The following is an 18,728-nucleotide window of genomic DNA, read 5'->3' as shown; positions in this document are numbered from 1 at the left end:
ACCATGACTTGCATGATGGCCATTCTCTCTCCCAAGCAAAGGCCCTAGAAGCGATAGGCAAATCCGGCGCTGAGCACCCAGGGGTCGATCCGGTGCCGGGTCCGCAGCACTTCGGTCGGACCGGCAAACCAGCGGGCGGTGGTGTTGACGAAATAGCGCTTGGCATCGACACTCAGGCCCAGCCCCTTGTCGTTGAGCGGCACGTCAAATCCGGCCTGCAGGGCAAAGCCGAGCTTGTCATTCATCTTCTGCCGCGTGGCGCCGAGCGCCTGGGCCGTCGCCCCGGCCTTTTCGTCGATGAAGATGAAATAGGTCGGTCCCGCGCCGATATAGGGCTTGAACCCCGAACCGGTGACCAGGTGATATTTGGCCGTCAGGGTCGCGGGAATGATATTGGCATTGGACACCAGCCCCGCGCCGGCAAGCGGCCCCGTACCGGTGACATCGTGCTGGGTCACGCAGCAGATGGTCTCCAGCGAGATATTGGGGGTGAAGAAATATTCGGCGGCAATGGTGGGCACGAAATTGTCGTCCGCCTTGGTCTGGGTGCCGGCGGGCAGTCCGATATTGTCCAGTTCGACGGAGGTGATCTTGCCGTTCGGGGCGACCAGCGTGCCCATCGCCTTGATCTGTATCTTGCCGTCGCTGGAGCCGGCCACTGCCGTCCCGCTCATTGCCAATGCAGCCGCCGCAACAGCCAATTTCAAGGTATTTTTCATAAGCTTTTGTCCCTGCGTGTTTGCGGGCCGGTCGGTCACCAGCCCTGAGCCGAGCCATTAGCGGGGCGCCAACCGCCTCGACATACGCAAAGTCCCTTATGGCGAAGCCGGACATTTCGGTTCCGGTTGCCGCCCTTGTGCCGGGTAACGGAGATATCTGGTATTCACGGGACTGCCGCCGTGCGGACCCTGCGGCGGAATTTCGGCCGAACGGGCCGGAGCGAGGCTACGGCAGCAGGCCGAGCTTCGCGCGCATCGTCCAGCGCGACAGCATCAGGACGGCGACCACACCCAGCCCCCCCGCCAGCCCGGTCCATATGCCGATTCCTGCCCAGCCCTGCCAGAATGCCAGTCCGGCACCGACGCCGATGCCGATGAACCAGTAGCCCATCAGCGCGAACAGCATCGGGATGGTGGTGTCGTGCAGCCCGCGGAGCATCCCCGCGCCAACCACCTGGGCGCCATCGACGATCTGGAAGATGGCGGCGATGGCAAGGAAGCTGACCGCCAGCGCGGCGACCTCGGCGTTGTCGGGGGCGCTGGCGTCGATGAAGATCGAGATCAGCAGATCGGGTGCCAGGACAAAGACCAGCGCCATTGCCGCCATGAACGATGTGCCGAGGATGAAACTGACCCAGCCCGCGCGCATGATGCCGGCATGGTTCTTCCGTCCATATTGGATGCCGACCCGCACGGTGGCCGCCTGCCCCAGGCCCATTGGCACCATGAAGGTCAAGGCGGCGAGCTGTAGCGCTATTGCATGGGCCGCCACCGATTCGGCGCTGATCAGGCCCATCAGAAGGGCAGCGAGCCCGAAGACCGACCCTTCCAGCCCCATGGTGATGGCGATCGGCAGCCCCAGTTTCCACATCATCCGGAACCGCTGCCAGTCGCTGCGCCAGAAGCGCCCGAACAGATGATAGCGGCGAAACCGCTTGTGGCGCATGACCACCAGCGCCATCCCGGCGAACATCAGGACATTGGTCATCACGCTGCCGATGCCCGCCCCGACGACGCCAAATTCGGGGACGCCGAATTTGCCGAAGATCAGCGCATAGTTGAACAGGGCGTTGCACAGCACCGCGACCACGCTGATGATCAGCGCCCAGAGCGGCTGCTCCAGCGCCGAGATGAAATTGCGCAAGATGATGAAGAACAGGAAGGGGAGGATCGACCACATATAGGCGCTGATATAGGTTCCCGCGATCGCCGCCAGATCGGGTTGCTGTCCGAAGGTTACGAGGATCGTCTCGGTATTCCACAACAATATCCAGAAGGGCAGCAGGACCGCAGCCGCCGCCCACATCGCCTGTCGGAAGGTGCGGCGCACGTCGCGGACGCTGTGCCCCATGCGACCAATTTCGCTCGCCATCATCGGCGCCGACGCGGTGATCAGGCCCATGCAGAAGATGGCCGCGCTCATCGCAAGGTTGAACCCAAGCGTGGCGGCGGCGAGTTCGCGCGCCCCGAGCCAGCCGATCATCAGCACATCGGTGGCGCCGATCAGCGCCATCGTCAGGTTGGAAAGGATCAGCGGCCAGGCAAGCGCCAAGGTGACGCGCAGTTCATGCCGCCACGGATGTTGCTCTCGCCACTGTGTCTCTGCGCCAGTCATCGGCGCGCGTTAGCCCAACCCGCATTGTCAGGCCAGTGAAACCGCGCGCCGGTATAAGGCTAGATGGGCTTATCTTGGATCGCGGGGGTATCCGCGAAGCCCGTAGCAGTCGTCGTCGAGACGGCCGTTGCGGTCATAACCGTCGCAGCCGTCGTCCTTGTCGATGAAATAGCCGCCAGCCGCGCCGGCTGCGGCACCGATTGCGGCGCCCTCGAGCACGTCACCGCCGGTCAGGGCACCAATTGCGGCACCCGCTGCGGCACCGGCACCGGCACCTTCTGCGGCATAGTTTTCGGCGCAGGCGGTCAGGCTCAGTGCGGCCGCTCCGGCCAAGGCCACTTGTTTTGCGCGTGTCATCATGGTGATTCTCCTCAAATATTGCCCCGTCTCAATACGAACTCGCGATGGCTTTGATGGTTCCGGACCAAATGCGGATCGCGCAAGATTAAAGCACGCCGCGGCTTTTCCTCTCGCGAAAATCGGTTTGCCCGATCTAATTTCATTTGATACCATCTCCGTATTGAGCAGGCGGCCCAACCCGCGCCTGCACAAGTGGTGACCCTATGAAATTGTCAGATTATGATATGTCCGCATCCCGCGGATTTCTCTCGCATTTCGAGTTTGTGGAGATTGACCTTCCCGATTTCTTCGGCCCCGTCGTCGAAGCCGCCGACAATCTGTCCGGCCTGATGACCACCGGGCGGGTGCGGCACTGGCTGGAACGCCTGCCGCTCCTTGATCTCGCTGACTGGGCGGCCCAGGCACCGGCAGAGCAGGTGCGGGTGGCGATGGTGCGCTATTCCTTCCTGGTCCAGGCCTATGTCTGGGGCGAGAGCGATGCGCCGAGCGCCCTGCCCGCCAATCTCGCGCGGCCGATTTCGTGGCTCGCCGACCGGCTCGACCAGGCACCGCTGCTGCCCTATAGCGGCTATGTGCTGGACAACTGGGCGCGGCTGGATCGTGAAGGTCCGATCGCCCTCGACAATGTCTATATGGTGCAGAATTTCTATGGCGGCGCGGACGAGAACTGGTTCGTGCTGATCCATGTCGCGATCGAGGCAGCCGCGGCACCTATTCTCGACATGGCCTGCGATCTGGTCAAAGCCGCGCAAGCCAAAGATACCGCCCGGGCCACCGCGCTGTTGGAAGAGATGCATGGCCGCTGGGACACGGTCAACGCGATTTTCGACCGGATGCCCGACCGCTGCGATCCCTATATCTATTTCCAGCGAGTGCGGCCCTATATCCACGGCTGGGCCAATAATCCGGCGCTGCCCGATGGCCTGATCTACAAAGGCGTCGAGAAATATCAGGGCAAGGGCCAGGTATTTCGCGGCCAGACCGGATCGCAAAGCTCGATCGTGCCGAGCATGGACGCGCTGTTCCAGGTCCGCCATGAGAATGACCCGCTCAGAACCTTTCTCGACGAACTGCACGCCTATCGTCCGGTCAAGCACCGGCGATTCATCGAGGATCTGCGCGAGCAAAGCAAATTGCGGGATTTTGCCATCGCCAGCGGCGACGCGGCGCTGCGCCGGGCGTTCAATGCCAATGTCGAGCAGGTTGCCCGCTTCCGCACCCGGCATCTGGAATATGCGGCCAGCTATATCAACAAGCAGGCGGGAACCGGCAAGGGCAATGACACCGAGGTCGGCACCGGCGGCACGCCGTTCATGAAATATCTGAAGAAGCACCGGGACGAGAATCGCGCACAGACTATTTGAATAAGGGGTGGCACGCGGTTAGGGCTGAGCCTATCGAAACGCGCCCGTCGACAGGCTCGGCGCTAACGGGGAGCAGGCACGGACATGCTATCGGCAATCGGACTTATTGGCGGGCTCGCGCTGCTCATCTGGATGACGGTGCGCGGGGTGAATATCCTGATCGCCGGACCGGTGGCCGCCGCGGTGGTGGCGCTGACCAGCGGCATTGCCTGGCTGCCGCCGCTGGCCGCCGCGGGCGCGCCGGATTTTGCCACCGCCTATATGGACGGGTTCGTCGGCTTCTTCAAAAGCTGGTTTTTCATGTTCCTGCTCGGCGCGATCTTCGGCGAGATCATGGGCGCGAGCGGCGCTGCGGCCAGCGTCGCCCACTGGATCGTCGAGAAGATCGGGATCAAGCATGCGGTGCTCGCCGTGGTCGCGGCCTGTGCGGTGCTGACCTATGGCGGGGTCAGCGTATTCATCGTCTCGTTCAGCGTCTATTCGCTGGCGGTGCACCTGTTTCGCGAGGCGGATCTGCCGCGGCGCTTCATCCCGGCGGCGCTGGCCTTCGGTTCGGTGACCTTCACCATGACCAGCGCCGGCAGCCCGGAAATCCAGAACCTGATTCCGATGCAATTTCTCGGCACCACCGCCTATGCCGGCTGGCAGGTGAGCCTGGTCATCGCGCTGTTCATGGCGGTGACCGGACATTTCTGGCTCAACCACATGGTCAAGCGCGCGGTCGCCAGGGGCGAGCATTTCGTCGGCCGGGAAAGCGACGACAATAACAGCGACTATGGCAATCTGCCGGCGCCGTTGCTCTGCATCCTGCCGCTGGTGGCGGTGCTGGCGATCTTCCTGGTCTTTCAATATCCGCAGGACATGGGACCGGTGTCGGCGATCCTGCCGCAGGAATCGCTCGACCAGTGGGCGCTGGTCGCGGCGCTGGGCACGGGCGCGCTGGTCGCGCTGATGGTCGGCTACCAGAAAATGAAATCGATGCCCGAGGCCTTTTCGCGCGGGGCGACCAGCGCGGTGGTCGCGATCACCAACACTTGCGCTGTGGTCGGATTTGGCTCGGTCGCGCAGCTGTCGCCGGCGTTTCAGGAAGCGCTGGCGCTGGTCCAGAATATTCCGGGCAGCCCGCTGATCGGCGCAGCCATCGCGGTGACCGTGATCGCCGGCCTGACCGGTTCGGCCAGCGGCGGCCAGTCGATCGCGCTGCCGCTGATCGCGCCGCATTATCTCGATGCCGGAGCGCAGCCGGACGAGCTGCACCGGGTGGTCGCCATTTCCTCGGGCGCACTCGATAGCCTGCCCCACAATGGCTATGTCGTGACCACGATCCGCGCGGTCTGCGGCGAGACGCACAGGGACGCCTATGGCGCGGTCGGCGCGCTGACCGTGGTGATACCGGTGGTCGGCACGATCATGGCGGTGATCCTGTTCACGCTGTTCTGAAGCCTCGCTTTAGTTGGGCGACGTGCCAATTTTCAGGTTCAGGCCCATCAGCTTCCAGTCTGTTCCTTCATATATATATTTGTTTTCGAAATAGACTGCGCTCGGCTCGACGGGATAATGTGACTTGATTGTCAGTACCTGTGTTTCCCCATCAATCGTAGCATCGTCTAAGACTGGATTCAGCCTGGCGATTGCTGCATAGCCAGGGGCATATTCATAAAATTCCCCGAAGACATTCTCCAACTCCTCAACCGAAGTTTGCTGCTGCCACAGTTGCGACGAATGATCATAGAGTTTGGTCATATCGCGGTCAGCGAGCGATGCCGAAAAGGCCGCAATAGTGCCCTTTTCAAGTTCGGACTGCTTGGCTCTTGAAGGCAGCGAGGCATCTGTTGTGCCCGCGCCGAAACCAGCGCTTTCCTTGCGGATGGACTGAATTTTCCATCCATTGGAGCCGTTGACCAGCCGCATCATCAGCGGGATCGTGCCGCCGCTGTTGGTTTCCACCGTCGCGTTCAGCGTTCCCATATTGTTTTCAATCGAACGCGCGCCCCAGCTGACCTCGCTAATATTGTCCAACGCATTTGTTTCCAAATATGTCTGCAACTGCTGCTTGCTGGTGCCAGCCTGAAAGTCTTCAGAAAGCAATTCATAAGCGGCGTCGATATCGTCATTTTGAACCGCCTCAAAAAAATCGTCGCCAGCCTTGGTCACGTCACCTGTTAGCCAGAAAATCAGGCTAACCAGTGCCAAGATAGCGGCAATGATGCCGAGCACGACCTTCATCCATGTTTTCATCATTAATCCCCCGGATATTGCGACCCGAGTTGACGATTGTCAGAACCACACTAGCGAGCATCGCGGATCACATTGTGGGAAGAACCAAAGGAAAATGACATAATTTAGAGATAATTGCAATTCTATCGGGTCACCGTAGCACTCCGCGAGGGACTTCCCGATTGGTGCCCGCTATTTCAACCGCTCGATCCGGCCCGCCGCCTCGTCGATGATCGCGGCGACGTCGAGGATCTTGTCGGACCCTTTGTCCTCCTGCGCGAGCCGGATGCGGACTGCGCTTTTCAGATTGTGCATCGCCCGGCGGATCGAGGCACCGTCGCTGGCCTCGCCCATTTTCGACACGCCCTCGAGCCGCTCGAGAACATGGTCGACATGCTCCTGCTCTTCCGCCAGCCGGCCGGTGCCGCGCTCGGTGATCGAATAGATTTTCTTGCTGTCATCGTCGACCGCTTCGTCGATCAGATCCAATTCCGCCATCAGGGTCAGCGTCGGATAGACGATGCCCGGGCTGGGCGCATAATGGCCGCCTGTCATTTCCTCGATCTGGCGGATCAGGTCATAGCCGTGCCGCGGCTCCTCGGCGATCAGGTGCAGCAGCACCAGCCGCAGCTCGCCGCGCCGGAACATCCGTCCCCGCCGCTTGCCCTTGACCCCTTCGAACGCCGCCTCGGCAAAGGCCTGTGCGAATTTCTGGCCGACTTCCGCATTCCAGCCGCGACCGCGACCGCCCCTGTGTCCGCCGGGTCCGAATTTTCTTCCATGTATCATCTTTGCTTCTCTTTTGTATCTAAGTTACGTTTAAGATATATCTTTTTTGGAATTCGGCAAGCACCAATTTTCCGTCACCGCACAAGCTTTTGATTTTCAAATATTCTTTCTGGTCTCGCAGGCCTCCAATCCTTCCAATTCCTCACAATGGCTAGTCGGCAGCAGAAGCCGCTGTTGCTAGGCCCCCTGTCGAGAGGATGATCATATGGATTTGGGAATTACCGGCAGGAAGGCACTGGTCAACGGCGGCAGCGCGGGACTGGGCCGCGGGGCGGCGCTGGCGCTGGCGCGGGAGAAGACCGAATTGTTCATCACCGCCCGCGGCGAGGAACGGCTGATGACCGTCTGCGAGCAGCTGGTGCGCGAAACCGGCGCCAACATCACGCCGATTGTCGCCGATCACAGCAGCGAAGAGGGACGCGAGAAAATCCTCTCCATCTGCCCCAACCCGGACATTTTGGTCGCGACCTGCTCCCCTCCCCCCTTTTCCGGTGATTTCCGCACCGTCGACCGCAAGGACTGGGAACAGGCGCTGTCGCTGACCCTGCTCAGCCCGGTCGAATTTATCAAGGCGGTGATCGACGGCATGGTCGAGCGCAAATGGGGCCGGATCGTCAATATCGCGACCGGAGCCGCCAAATATCCCGCCGCCATGCGCGTGCTCTCGGGACCGCCGCGCGCCGCTCTCGTCAACTACACCGTGGCAGTGGCGAAGCAGGTGGCGCGCCACGGCGTGACGATCAACAATATCCTGCCCGGCATGCACCATACCCCGGGTATCCGCGACATGTTCGACAGCCAGGCGGAAGCCAACGGCACCAGCTATGACGAGGAGGTCGCGAAATTCGTCAAGCAGGTCCGCATCCCGGTCGGCCGCTTTGGCGATGCCGAGGACATGGGCATGTTTGTCGCGATGTTCTGCAGCGAAATGGCCGGCTATGCGACCGGGCAGAGCCTGGTGGTCGATGGCGGGATGGGGAATTCGATTTTTTGAGGGTGAGGTAAAAACGAGCAGCGACAGATGGCGCCCTAGCGGAGGCTGGGATCAAAACCGAACATGTCTCTTGGCTGGAAGATCGGGCTGGATGGCAACCTGCCCGGGCAGTACCGGTATTCATCCGAATTGCTGTTTCATCTTTTCGCGGTCATAATCTAACAGCAAGTCATTAAACTTCGTATAAAAAGGTGCAATCGCCTCCTTGTCCATCGCTATGACGTCCATTCCCCGGTCGTCATATACGTGAACAATCATTCTTTTCTGCAGATCGACGAAATAGATATCTCTCCACTCTGCATAAGGTTGAACTCCCATATCTTGGGCTGCACAGTTCCATATCAGCTTGTCCAGCTCCGCCGGTTCGTTGCCAAGTCGGCAGGAATACCAGTGTCGATATCTAAGATCTTCAAAATCTTCGTCTTGCTCGACTGCGCCAAGATAGCCCAATCGCGAACTATCAAATCCAATATCCTCGAGCTGACTGATGGCCCGGTTTGTCGCTGGCACCGGCTCTTTAGGTCCGTATCGGGAGAATAATACCGTCAATTTTTCTGAATTTTGGAGACACGCATGCGTTATTTTTTTTGCTCGCGCTAGTGCATCGAGAAACCGCTCGATATGCATCGTCCCTGAACTTGTTTCGATATCAGAGAGGTTAAAACGAAGCCCCCAAGGAAATTCATAAAAAATGCCGTGAGGAAGCTCAGGGACGCCGAATGCTGCTTCAATTTCCTGAAATTTCATTCACTCATCCTTGGCAGCGTATGAGGTCACTCCGCCTTCTTCGCCACCCCGACAAACGCGGGTCGCAGCAGCCGGTCCTTGATCACGTAACCGGCCTGCATTTCTTGCACGATGGTGCCGGGTTCATGCTCGTCGGTGGGGATTTCGATCATTGCCTGGTGCTGGTTGGGGTCAAGTGGCAGACCGACGGCGGCGACGCGCTTTATGCCGTTTTTCTCGAAGGCTGCCAGCAGTTCGCGGCCGGTGGCCTCGATGCCGTTGATCAGGCCCTTCCACTTTTCCTCGTCCTTGACCTCGGCGGGGATCGCCTCGAGGGCGCGCTGCATATTGTCCATCACCGACAGCATGTCGCGGGCAAAGCCGGTCGCGGCATAGGCGCGGGCGTCCTGCGCGTCCTTTTCAAGGCGGCGGCGGACATTCTGGGTTTCGGCCTGGGCATAGAGCACGGCCTGCTGGGCTTCGGCGAGGGCCTCTTCCAGCGCCTCGATGCGGTTGTCGGCATTTTCAGCCTTCGGGGCGTTGCCCTCATGCTCGGACCCATCGTCCTTCATCGATTCCGGCACGCCTGCCAGCTCGTCTGCGGCGGCCTTGTCGGCGTCATGGTCGTGGGGTTTCTGCTTCTGATCACTCATGTTCTAAATCACTCTAATTTCTGTCATTTGGTCAACAATCGCGACAGGCTTTGCGCGGTGAAGTCTACCATGGGTACGACGCGGGCGTAATTCAACCTTGTCGGGCCGATTACGCCGACCACGCCGACCACCTGTCCGTCGCCGTCCTTGTAGGGCGCCGCTATCACAGATGAGCCGGAAAGCGAGAATAATTTATTTTCCGCGCCGATAAATATCTTGGCTGCCTCGGCATCGCGGGCGTTGTCGAGCAGCCGGGCGATTTCCTGCTTGCCCTCGAGTTCGTCGAGCAGCCGCCGGACGCGGTCGAGATCGGCGAGCGCGCTGTTGTCCTGCAGCAGATTGGCCTGGCCGCGCACGATCAATACCGGCCGGTCCGAGGGGTCGCGGCTCCAGGTGACCATGCCGGCCTTGACCAGCTCTTCCGACGCCTTGTCGATGGCCAGTTCGCCCGCGCTGATTTCGCGGTCGAGCTGCGCCAGCGCCTGCGACAGCGACTTGCCGCCATAGCGGGCGGTGAGAAAATTGCCGGCCTCGACCAGCGCCGATTCCGAAACGCCCGGCGGCAGGTCGAGCACCCGGTTCTCGACGCCGCCATCCTGGCTGACGAGGATCGCCAGTCCCTGGACTTCCGACAATTTCACGAAATTGAACTGCCTGAGCAACGGTTCGCGCTTTGGCACCAGCACCAGGCCGGCGCAGGAGGACAGGCCCGAGAGCACCGATGTGGTGGCGCGCAGGGCATCCTCGACCGGCCCCTGTTCGGTGATCTGGCGTTCGATCGCCTCGCGCTCCTGCTGCGACGGTTCCGCCGCCTGCATCATGCCATCGACAAACAGCCTGAGGCCGAGCTCGGTCGGCACCCGCCCGGCGCTGGTATGGGGGGCGGCAAGCAGGCCCAGTTCCTCGAGGTCCTGCATGACGTTGCGGATCGAGGCGGGGGAGAGTTCAAGGCCCGGCGCCTTGGATATGGTGCGCGACCCGACCGGCGACCCATTGTCGAGATAGGATTCGACGACAACGCGGAAGATGTCCTGCGCGCGGGTGGTCATTTCGGTGATCGGACTGTTGGTCATGGATGGTAGATAGGATGAATCCCGGCGGGTTTCCAGCGCGCAATTGAGGGCCGCTGTGCGCCGCACCTGATGCGGAGCTTGTTCGGCGAAGAACCTGCTGCGACGGCAGAGCTCCGCATCAGGTGCGGAGCACAAAAATCGTTCCAACTGCTCCCTTTCCGATGCAGCGAGGAAGATAATCTCAACCGTCATTGCGAGCGGAGCGTGCCGGAGCCGACCGAAGGTCAACCATTCCACAGCCGCGCGCAGACGCTCTGGATTGCTTCGGCGCTTCGCTTCTCGCAATGACGGTTGAACATCCGGTATGAAAGGAGACTCTGAACTTGAGGAGAGGAGGCTTGCATCAAGGCCCCACTCTTCTAAACAGCCCCTTCAAAGCCACAGGAGAATCACACATGCGACCATCGGGCCGTGCGCCGGACGAAATGCGCGCCATTTCCATCGAAACCGGATTTACCAAACATGCCGAGGGAAGCTGCCTGATCAGCTTCGGCGATACGCGGGTCCTGTGCACCGCGAGCATCGAGACGAGCCTGCCGCCATGGATGCGCGGCAAGGGCACCGGCTGGGTCACCGGCGAATATTCGATGCTGCCGCGCGCGACGCATACCCGCGGTTCACGCGAAGCGGCGCGCGGCAAGCAGTCGGGTCGGACGCAGGAAATCCAGCGGCTGATCGGACGTTCCTTGCGTTCCGTCGTCGATCTGAAGAAGCTTGGCGAACGGCAGATCACACTCGATTGCGACGTGATCCAGGCCGATGGCGGCACGCGGACGGCGTCGATCAGCGGCGCCTGGGTGGCGCTGCGGCTGGCGGTCAATGGCCTGCTCGACCAGAAAGTGCTCAAGGAAGACCCGATCGAACAGAAGATCGCGGCGATCAGCTGCGGTATCTTTGACGGCACGCCGGTGCTTGACCTTGATTATGACGAGGACAGCAATGCCGGGGCCGATGCCAATTTTGTGCTGACCGGTGATGGCAACATCGCCGAGGCACAGGCGACCGCCGAGGGCCAGACCTTTGACGAGGAAAGCCTGATGCGACTGATGCGGCTGGCGAAAATCGGCTGCGGCCAGATTTTCGAGGCGCAGGATCGCGCGGTTGGCTAGGAAGTAGAGAAAAAGAAGTCGTCATCCTGAACTTGTTTCAGGACCTCTAGCGGCAGTGCGCGCTATCAAGGGGTCCTGAAACAAGTTCAGGATAACGAAGTGAGAAGAATAATGACCACCCACCGCAAACTCTCCCCGGGACGCCTCGTCATCGCCAGCCATAACCAGGGCAAGGTGCGGGAAATCCGGGCGTTGCTCGAGCCCTACGGAATCGAGCCGGTGTCGGCGGGTGATCTGGGACTGCCGGAGCCCGAGGAAACCGGCACCACCTTTGCGGAAAATGCGCTGCTCAAGGCGCGAGCGAGCGCCGTGGGCGCGAATTGCGTGGCGCTGGCCGATGACAGCGGGCTGTGCGTGGCGGCGCTGGGCGGGCGTCCGGGGGTCTATACCGCCGACTGGGCCGAGCGGCAGTGGTTCGAGGGCCCCGATGGAAAAAATGGCGCGGGCCGCGACTGGTATATGGCGATGGGCAAGGTCGAGGGATTGCTGGCCGAACAGGGCCCGGATGTCGACCGCAGCGCCTTTTTTGTCGCGACGCTGGCGCTGGCCTGGCCGGACGGGCATTCGGAAGTTTTCGAAGGCCGGATCGAGGGCAATCTGGTCTGGCCACCGCGCGGGACCATGGGCTTCGGCTATGATCCGGTGTTTCAGCCGGTCGGGATGGACCCCACCTTTGCCGAGCTGGATCCCGAGCGGAAGCAGGCGATGAGCCATCGGGCGGATGCGTTCAGGAAGCTGGTGAAGGCCTGTTTTTAGGGACAGCCGTTTGTCCTGATCCTGTCGAAGGACGCTTTTCGGCACGAGGTGCTTCGACAAGCTCAGCACGAACGGAAAGACAGCAGGCTTTGGGGCTCCACAGCTCCGCGTCAGGTGCGGAGCACAAGGATCAGCCCTTGAGCGGGTCCCGTCCGACGATATTTCCCGCAGGACTGTAGCGGCAGACCAGGAAATCGTCGCGGGCGTTGCTGGCGACAGCGCAGCCGATCCGCTGGCTGGTCGGCCAGATCATCTGGGTATAATGGGCGACATCGCCCCAGGTGCCGGTGGTGCTGCTGTCGGGGAACAGGCCAGGCTTGAAATAGCGATCCTCGTCAGCTCAGGCGCCGACCATCTCGCCATAGCTGTACGCGTCGCGGGTTCCCATCCAGAGATTTTCGCCCTGGCGCGGATTGCGCCCGGTCTGCGGATCATGGGCGAATTTTCCGGTACGGGCCAGGGTCGCGGCATAGGTGGCAGCATCCTTGGCCAGTTCGACATTCCAGACGAGTCTTGGTGCGCCGACCCTGGCGCGCACGTCATCATGGACGCGCATCATGGCATCCTGCAGACGGCTGTCGCCGCGCGGCTTAGGCTCCATGCTTGAGCGGGGCTCGACAACGGTGGTCGGCGACGGGCTTTGCGAGGGCGCCGGCGAACAGGCCACAATGGCTGGCGCGAACAGGAGGATGGCGCTAAGGGCGCGAACAATATGCATGACATGGCCTCTATCAGGGAAAAGATGAACGGGACCGATATGGGGCCCCTCGCGCTCTATATCCACTGGCCGTTCTGCGTTTCCAAATGTCCCTATTGCGACTTCAACAGCCATGTCCGCGCGCAGGTCGATGTTGCGGCCTGGCAGGCGGCGCTGCTCGCCGACATGGCGCACGAGGCGGCGCTGACGCCGGGGCGCACGCTGTCGAGCATCTTCTTCGGCGGCGGCACCCCCTCGCTGATGCCACCTGCGCTGGTCGAGAGACTAATCGCGGCGGCGGAGCGGCACTGGGGCTTTGCCGATGATATCGAGATCACGCTGGAGGCCAATCCTTCTTCGGTCGAGGCGGAGAATTTTCACGATCTGGCAGGAGCCGGCGTGAACCGGGTGTCGCTGGGGCTGCAGGCGCTGGATGACGAAACGCTCGGCTTTCTCGGTCGCGCCCATGATGTCGCAGAGGGCCTGGCGGCGCTGGCGACCGCGCAGGCAGCGTTCGAGCGGGTCAGCTTTGACCTGATCTATGCGCGGCCCGGCCAGTCGCTGGCGGACTGGCGGGCGGAACTGGGCCGGGCGCTGGGCTTTGGCACGGGGCATCTGTCGCTCTACCAGCTGACGATCGAGCCGGGAACGCGGTTCGAGACTCTGGTGCGGACCGGAGCGCTGCTGCCGGCCGACGACGACCATTGCGCCGACCTGTTCGAACTGACCCGGGATATGACCGCGACGGCAGGCCTCCCCGCCTACGAGATCAGCAACCATGCACGGCCGGGTCAGGAAAGCCGCCACAATCTGATCTACTGGCGCTATCAGGATTATATCGGCATCGGCCCCGGCGCGCACGGGCGGCGGCTGGACAGCGCGACCGAGCGGCACAAGAAGCCGGAGAATTTTCTCTCGACTGTCGACCGCAACGGCAATGGCCTGAAGGTCGAGAAGGCGTTGGCGCCCGAAACGCGGGCGACCGAAGCGCTGATGATGGGATTGCGGCTGGCCGAGGGCGTGGACCTAGAGGCATTGGAGGCAAGGACCGGGTTGGCAAAAGAGCGGATGGTGGATCAGCCAGAAATCGCCAAGCTGGGCAAGCTTGGCTTTATCGAACAGCGGAGCGAGCGGCTGGTCGTTCTGCCCAAAGGCATGCCGCTGCTTGATGCGATCCTGCCGAAAGTCATCGCGGAGGCCTGAAAAAAGCAGGCTGTTTTCTATCGTTCAACGGCGTTGAATATTATCGGCATAGCTGTCACAATCCTCTCCAATCAGGGGAGAGACTTGCATGGGCCTGTTCAGCGTCATCAAGCGCGAAGTCGCGTTCACCCGCTCGCTCAAGGGCCTGATGAAGCAGGTTCAGGAGATTGACCCGTCCGCCCATGCGCTGATCACGGACGATATCGAAGCTACGATCGCCGCCCACCCCGACAATATCGCCTTCTATTTCGAAGGCGAGACCGTCACTTATGCCGCGTTCGACGCCCGCGCCAACCGGATCGCGCATTGGGCGCTGTCCGAAGGCTACGGGGCCGGGGATACGGTCGCGCTGTTCATGGAAAATGCGCCCGATTTTGTCGCCGTCTGGTTCGGCCTGTCGAAAGTCGGCGTGGTAACCGCGATGATCAACTGCAATCTGGACGGAGCGGGTCTGGCTCATTGCCTCAATATCGTCGACACCAAAGCGGTGATCAGTTCGTCCGACCTCGCACCCAAGGTGGAGAAAATTGCCGATCAGCTGGACGGCTCGCCGGCGCTCTGGGACTGGGATGGCGCTGCCGGCAGGCACCTGAACAGCGCGCTCGCCGAGCTTCCCGTGGAGCAGCCGGACCGAAGCCACCGTGCAGATCTGACCGGTCAGGATCTGTTTCTTTACGTTTATACCTCCGGCACCACCGGCCTGCCCAAGGCCGCGCGCATTTCCCATGCCCGTGCCCGGCGCAGCTTCCGCATCGCCATTCCCAGCTGCCCGATCACGCCGGATGACCGCGTCTATATCACCCTCCCCCTCTATCATGTGACGGGCGGGTTTCTCGGCCTCGGCGGGGCCCTGCTGAGCGGGGCATCGGTCATCCTGCGCCGCAAATTCTCGGCGTCGCAATATTGGGATGATGTGGCGGACCATGGCGCAACGGTGATTGTCTATATCGGCGAATTGTGCCGCTATCTGCTCAACCAGCCGGAACATGCCAGGGAACGGGCGCACAATCTTCGGGTCGGCATTGGCAATGGCCTGCGCTCGGATATCTGGCAGCAGTTTGTCGACCGCTTCCAGGTCCCCAGGCTGCTGGAAATCTACGGTTCGACCGAGGGCAATATCTTCCTGATGAACTTCGACGGCAAGATCGGCGCGGTCGGGCGGATTCCGAAATATCTCGAGAAGCAATTCGGCGACGTGCGGATCGTTAGGTTCGATGTCGCGGAGGAACAGCCGATCCGCGGCGAAGACGGCTTTTGCGTCAAAGCCGACTGGGACGAAGCGGGCGAGTTGATCGGCCGGATCGACAGCGGCGGCCCATCGGACTTTACCGGCTATCAGGACAGGGACGCGACCGAGAAGAAAATCCTTCGCAATGTGTTCGAAAAGGGAGACGCCTGGTTTCGCTCCGGCGACCTGATGAGCCGCGACCGCGCCGGCTATATCTATTTCAAGGACCGGATCGGCGACACGTTCCGCTGGAAGGGCGAGAATGTCGCCACCAACGAAGTCGCCGAGACGCTGTCGCAATATCCCGGAGTCCGGACCGCCAATGTCTATGGCGTTGCGGTTCCGGGCACCGACGGCCGGGCGGGCATGGCATCGCTGACCGTCGCCGGGGATTTTGATATCACCGGGCTACGGGCCTTTCTGGTGGATCAGCTGCCGCCCTATGCGGTGCCGCTTTTCATCCGCATCGAGCCGGAAGCCCAGACCACGGGCACCTTCAAATACCGCAAGGTCGAACTGGTCGAAGAGGGATTCGACATCGGACGCGTCAGCGATCCGCTCTGGTTCGGGGCGCCCGGCGCGGACAGGTACGAAGCGCTGACGGCGGCGGAGTACGGGAAGATTCTGGCAGGACAGTACCGGTTATAGGGCGGATGCCCCGCAGTTCATGCGGAGCGTCTATCGACCATTCAGCGCCTCCAGGGCTCCGCGTCGAGCGGAGCACGGCGCGTTCGTCCGCTGCCCTTGGGGGAGAGGATGTTTGGACTTTGATTCCGGGTCTGCTAGACAGTTTTCGTCCACCCTGAGCCTGTCGAAGGGTGGGCAGACGCCATGCTTCGATCCCCGCTTTCGCGAGGACAGGCACGCACAGCACGAACGGATATTATGGCCGATACCGCTCAAACCCTGATCGACGCCTTCTCGGCCCATTTGCGCGATGACAGGCGGCGGTCGCAGCATACGGTGCGGGCCTATGTCACGACGGCGGAGCGCTTCTGCGGCTTTCTGGCCGACCATATGGGGGATGGCGTGGATGCGAGGAATTTGGCGGCGCTCAACCAGGCGGATGTCCGCTCCTATCTCGCCTATCGGCGCGGAGACGGGCTGACCAACAACAGCGCCGCACGGGAATTGTCGGCGCTCAGGGCGTTTCTGAAATTTGTCGGCGGCGACGAGGCGCAGATTCCGAAGATCAAGGGGCCGAAGGTCAGACGCGGTGTACCGCGGCCGGCTTCCCCCGACGATATCATGGCGCTGGCCGGCGATGTGCAGGACCAGGCTGCGGAGGACTGGATCGGCGCCCGCGACTGGGCGGTGCTGCTGCTGCTCTATGGCTCGGGCCTCAGGATCAGCGAGGCGCTCGATCTGACCGGAGACACCCTGCCCCTGGCCGACACGCTGCGGGTAACCGGCAAGCGCAACAAGACGCGGGTCGTGCCGCTGCTGCCCAAGGTTCGGGATGCAATCGAACATTATCTCGATCTCTGCCCCCATGTCATGGAAGCCGGGGAACCGATCTTCCGCGGCAAGCGCGGCGGACCACTATCGCCCAACCTGATCCGGCGGGTGGTGCAGCAGGCGCGGAGCAAGCTCGGCATCGCCGACACGACCACGCCGCATGCCCTGCGCCACAGCTTTGCCACGCATCTGCTGGCGGGCGGAGCGGACTTGCGGAGTCTGCAGGAGTTGCTGGGCCACGCGAGCCTGAGTTCGACGCAGGTCTATACCGCGGTGGATGCGGCGCATTTGCTCGACGTCTATCAGGATGCGCATCCGCGAGCGGGGTAGATCGGCAAAATCTGACGACAATCGATTTTTTCGCTCGCCCGTCAACAGCGGCTTAACTTTTCCTGTTTAAGATAGGCCGTTGCTGCCGTTTAATGTGTGTATCAATTTCTCCAAATTCGAGCCCATCATGGAAATGACCGCCCCAGAAACGATCAGGGCCAATGCCAAGCCCCTGCAAGCCGGCGAGATTGATTCGGGCAAGATCCAGACCATCCTGCTTGGCCGCCTGCTGGCCGGCGGGATCACCGCCCAGATACCACTGCTCGTCGCCGCAGCGCTGATGGGCTTTGCCGTGATCGGGATTGGCACGGAAATGCTCATGTGGACGCTCATCGCAGTCCAGTTCTGCCTGCAGGCGATCGTCTCCATCATAAACAACGCCTTGCGCGGCAAACTGGCGGCCGGCGATTCTACCCGAATTCTGTTTGCCGCATATGTTGCGCTGGAGACATTGTCGGGGGCGGTCTGGGGGCTCATGATGCTGCCTGTCACCGCCGTGCTTGGTCAGGGGCTCGGTCCGCTGTTCGTCTGTCTGACGCTGATCGTTACGATCACCATTTCGGCGATGATTAACGCGTCTGTCCGCATATTGAGCATCGGCGTGATCGTCGGCTTCATCGCGACCCTGTTGCCGCAGACAATCTATTTCTACGAAATTCTCGGCCCGCTGCCCCTGATCGCAACGCTGTTGCTGCCACCATCGCTGCTTTGGATGACCGATCTCCAATCCAAACAGGCCCGCGCGGCGCTGCTGAACGAACTGGAAAAGGAATATCTTGCCTTCCATCTGGAAGAAGCGCTGAAACAGTCGGAATATCTGGCAAAACATGACAGCCTGACCGGGTTGCTCAACCGCCGCGCCTTCCAGTTGAAACTGGCCGAGCATCGCGCGCTGGATCCGGACACGGACATTTCCTTCATCCTGATCGACCTGGATCATTTCAAGCAGATAAACGACAGTTTCGGACATGAAACGGGCGATGCGGTGCTGGTTGCGACGGCCGAACTCGTAAAGAGCATCACTCGGCCAAGTGATCTCTCCGCGCGTTTCGACGAGGCGACCGCCCGCTGGGGCGGCGAGGAATTCATCATCGCCCTGACCGGGTGCCCGATCGACGCGGCAGCGGCGGTTTCCGAGCGTCTGCGGGCACGGCTGGCGAACTTGAGACATCCGCTCTGGCCGGAGGGCTTGAATGTCACCGGCTCCTTCGGGGTTGCCGTGTGGAGTCCCAGCCAGGACCTCGCGTCCGGCATCGCCAAGGCCGACCGCGCCATGTATCAGGCCAAAATCGCCGGCCGAAACCGGGTGGAGATGGCCTCGTCATGACGGAGAGCGCCCAGGCAACGGTCTAAATGGCATTCAGGCCGTGCCTGGTTGAACATCCAACGGCCTTGTCTTTTTGGGTCAATATGCCCGGCCGCATGTCTTTTGATGCT

General features: G+C 61.5%; 17 protein-coding genes and 1 pseudogene. 9 read left to right on the top strand and 9 right to left on the bottom strand.

Annotated elements, in window-relative coordinates; all coding sequences use genetic code 11:
* Nucleotides 1-44 precede the first annotated feature (44 nt).
* From V7650_RS00915 to V7650_RS00905, 3 genes are all read right to left on the bottom strand, one after another.
* Nucleotides 45-719 carry an OmpW/AlkL family protein gene (locus V7650_RS00915; protein WP_335654359.1) on the bottom strand — a complete coding sequence of 225 codons (675 nt, stop codon included), beginning with the start codon at nt 717-719 and terminating at the stop codon, nt 45-47.
* Between the two features lie 226 nt (nt 720-945).
* The gene (locus V7650_RS00910; protein ID WP_335654358.1) at nt 946-2,334 is read right to left on the bottom strand and encodes an MATE family efflux transporter; all 1,389 of its coding nucleotides are present in this window, start codon (nt 2,332-2,334) and stop codon (nt 946-948) included.
* 69 nt (nt 2,335-2,403) lie between these two features.
* Complete coding sequence (locus tag V7650_RS00905; RefSeq protein WP_335654357.1) at nt 2,404-2,694, bottom strand: YMGG-like glycine zipper-containing protein; 291 nt, start codon at nt 2,692-2,694, stop codon at nt 2,404-2,406.
* A 203-nt stretch (nt 2,695-2,897) separates the two neighbouring features.
* Between V7650_RS00905 and V7650_RS00900 the strand changes: the two genes are divergently transcribed.
* Both V7650_RS00900 and V7650_RS00895 read left to right on the top strand, forming a co-directional pair.
* Nucleotides 2,898-4,058, top strand: coding sequence for an indoleamine 2,3-dioxygenase (locus V7650_RS00900; protein WP_335654356.1), 1,161 nt, complete (start codon nt 2,898-2,900; stop codon nt 4,056-4,058).
* Between the two features lie 84 nt (nt 4,059-4,142).
* Nucleotides 4,143-5,498 carry a GntP family permease gene (locus tag V7650_RS00895; protein WP_335654355.1) on the top strand — a complete coding sequence of 452 codons (1,356 nt, stop codon included), beginning with the start codon at nt 4,143-4,145 and terminating at the stop codon, nt 5,496-5,498.
* 9 nt (nt 5,499-5,507) lie between these two features.
* On the opposite strand, the gene V7650_RS00890 is transcribed toward V7650_RS00895, so the two are convergent.
* On the bottom strand, nt 5,508-6,299 hold the full coding sequence (locus V7650_RS00890; protein ID WP_335654354.1) for a DUF4864 domain-containing protein: 792 nt from the start codon (nt 6,297-6,299) through the stop codon (nt 5,508-5,510).
* Nucleotides 6,300-6,467: 168 nt separating this feature from the next.
* Complete coding sequence (locus tag V7650_RS00885) at nt 6,468-7,064, bottom strand: PadR family transcriptional regulator (protein WP_335654353.1); 597 nt, start codon at nt 7,062-7,064, stop codon at nt 6,468-6,470.
* A gap of 205 nt (nt 7,065-7,269) precedes the next feature.
* On the opposite strand from V7650_RS00885, the gene V7650_RS00880 reads away from it, so the two are divergent.
* The gene (locus tag V7650_RS00880; protein ID WP_335654352.1) at nt 7,270-8,058 is read left to right on the top strand and encodes an SDR family oxidoreductase; all 789 of its coding nucleotides are present in this window, start codon (nt 7,270-7,272) and stop codon (nt 8,056-8,058) included.
* 120 nt (nt 8,059-8,178) lie between these two features.
* Here V7650_RS00880 and V7650_RS00875 read toward each other — a convergent pair whose 3' ends face one another.
* From V7650_RS00875 to hrcA, 3 genes are read right to left on the bottom strand one after another with little or no spacing between them, the layout of a single operon-like run.
* Nucleotides 8,179-8,805: a DUF3885 domain-containing protein gene (locus V7650_RS00875; RefSeq protein ID WP_335654351.1), complete on the bottom strand. Its 627-nt coding sequence runs from the start codon at nt 8,803-8,805 to the stop codon at nt 8,179-8,181.
* A gap of 26 nt (nt 8,806-8,831) precedes the next feature.
* Nucleotides 8,832-9,437 (bottom strand): nucleotide exchange factor GrpE, encoded by a 606-nt coding sequence (grpE, locus tag V7650_RS00870; RefSeq protein WP_335654350.1) that lies wholly within the window; start codon nt 9,435-9,437, stop codon nt 8,832-8,834.
* 23 nt (nt 9,438-9,460) lie between these two features.
* Nucleotides 9,461-10,510 (bottom strand): heat-inducible transcriptional repressor HrcA, encoded by a 1,050-nt coding sequence (gene hrcA / locus V7650_RS00865; RefSeq protein ID WP_335654349.1) that lies wholly within the window; start codon nt 10,508-10,510, stop codon nt 9,461-9,463.
* Between the two features lie 395 nt (nt 10,511-10,905).
* On the opposite strand from hrcA, the gene rph reads away from it, so the two are divergent.
* Both rph and rdgB read left to right on the top strand, forming a co-directional pair.
* Nucleotides 10,906-11,619, top strand: coding sequence for a ribonuclease PH (gene rph, locus V7650_RS00860; protein ID WP_335654348.1), 714 nt, complete (start codon nt 10,906-10,908; stop codon nt 11,617-11,619).
* A gap of 111 nt (nt 11,620-11,730) precedes the next feature.
* Nucleotides 11,731-12,375, top strand: coding sequence for an RdgB/HAM1 family non-canonical purine NTP pyrophosphatase (rdgB, locus tag V7650_RS00855; RefSeq protein ID WP_335654347.1), 645 nt, complete (start codon nt 11,731-11,733; stop codon nt 12,373-12,375).
* Between the two features lie 130 nt (nt 12,376-12,505).
* On the opposite strand, the pseudogene V7650_RS00850 reads toward rdgB, so the two are convergent.
* Nucleotides 12,506-12,931: pseudogene (locus V7650_RS00850) on the bottom strand (CAP domain-containing protein).
* Between the two features lie 186 nt (nt 12,932-13,117).
* Here V7650_RS00850 and hemW point away from each other — a divergent pair.
* From hemW to V7650_RS00830, 4 genes are all read left to right on the top strand, one after another.
* Nucleotides 13,118-14,275: a radical SAM family heme chaperone HemW gene (hemW, locus tag V7650_RS00845; protein WP_335654346.1), complete on the top strand. Its 1,158-nt coding sequence runs from the start codon at nt 13,118-13,120 to the stop codon at nt 14,273-14,275.
* An 88-nt stretch (nt 14,276-14,363) separates the two neighbouring features.
* Nucleotides 14,364-16,151, top strand: coding sequence for a long-chain-acyl-CoA synthetase (locus V7650_RS00840; protein ID WP_335654345.1), 1,788 nt, complete (start codon nt 14,364-14,366; stop codon nt 16,149-16,151).
* A gap of 237 nt (nt 16,152-16,388) precedes the next feature.
* A complete protein-coding gene (locus V7650_RS00835; protein ID WP_335654344.1) occupies nt 16,389-17,291 on the top strand; it encodes a tyrosine recombinase XerC in 903 nt (300 codons plus the stop codon).
* Nucleotides 17,292-17,424: 133 nt separating this feature from the next.
* A complete protein-coding gene (locus tag V7650_RS00830; RefSeq protein WP_335654343.1) occupies nt 17,425-18,618 on the top strand; it encodes a GGDEF domain-containing protein in 1,194 nt (397 codons plus the stop codon).
* The last annotated feature ends 110 nt before the right edge of the window (nt 18,619-18,728 follow it).

The organism is Parasphingorhabdus sp. (assembly GCF_036964565.1).
In the GTDB taxonomy this organism is placed as follows: Bacteria; Pseudomonadota; Alphaproteobacteria; order Sphingomonadales; family Sphingomonadaceae; genus Parasphingorhabdus.
The sequence above is the reverse complement of the archived record's forward strand: the minus strand, read 5'-3'. Positions and strand labels throughout refer to the sequence as shown.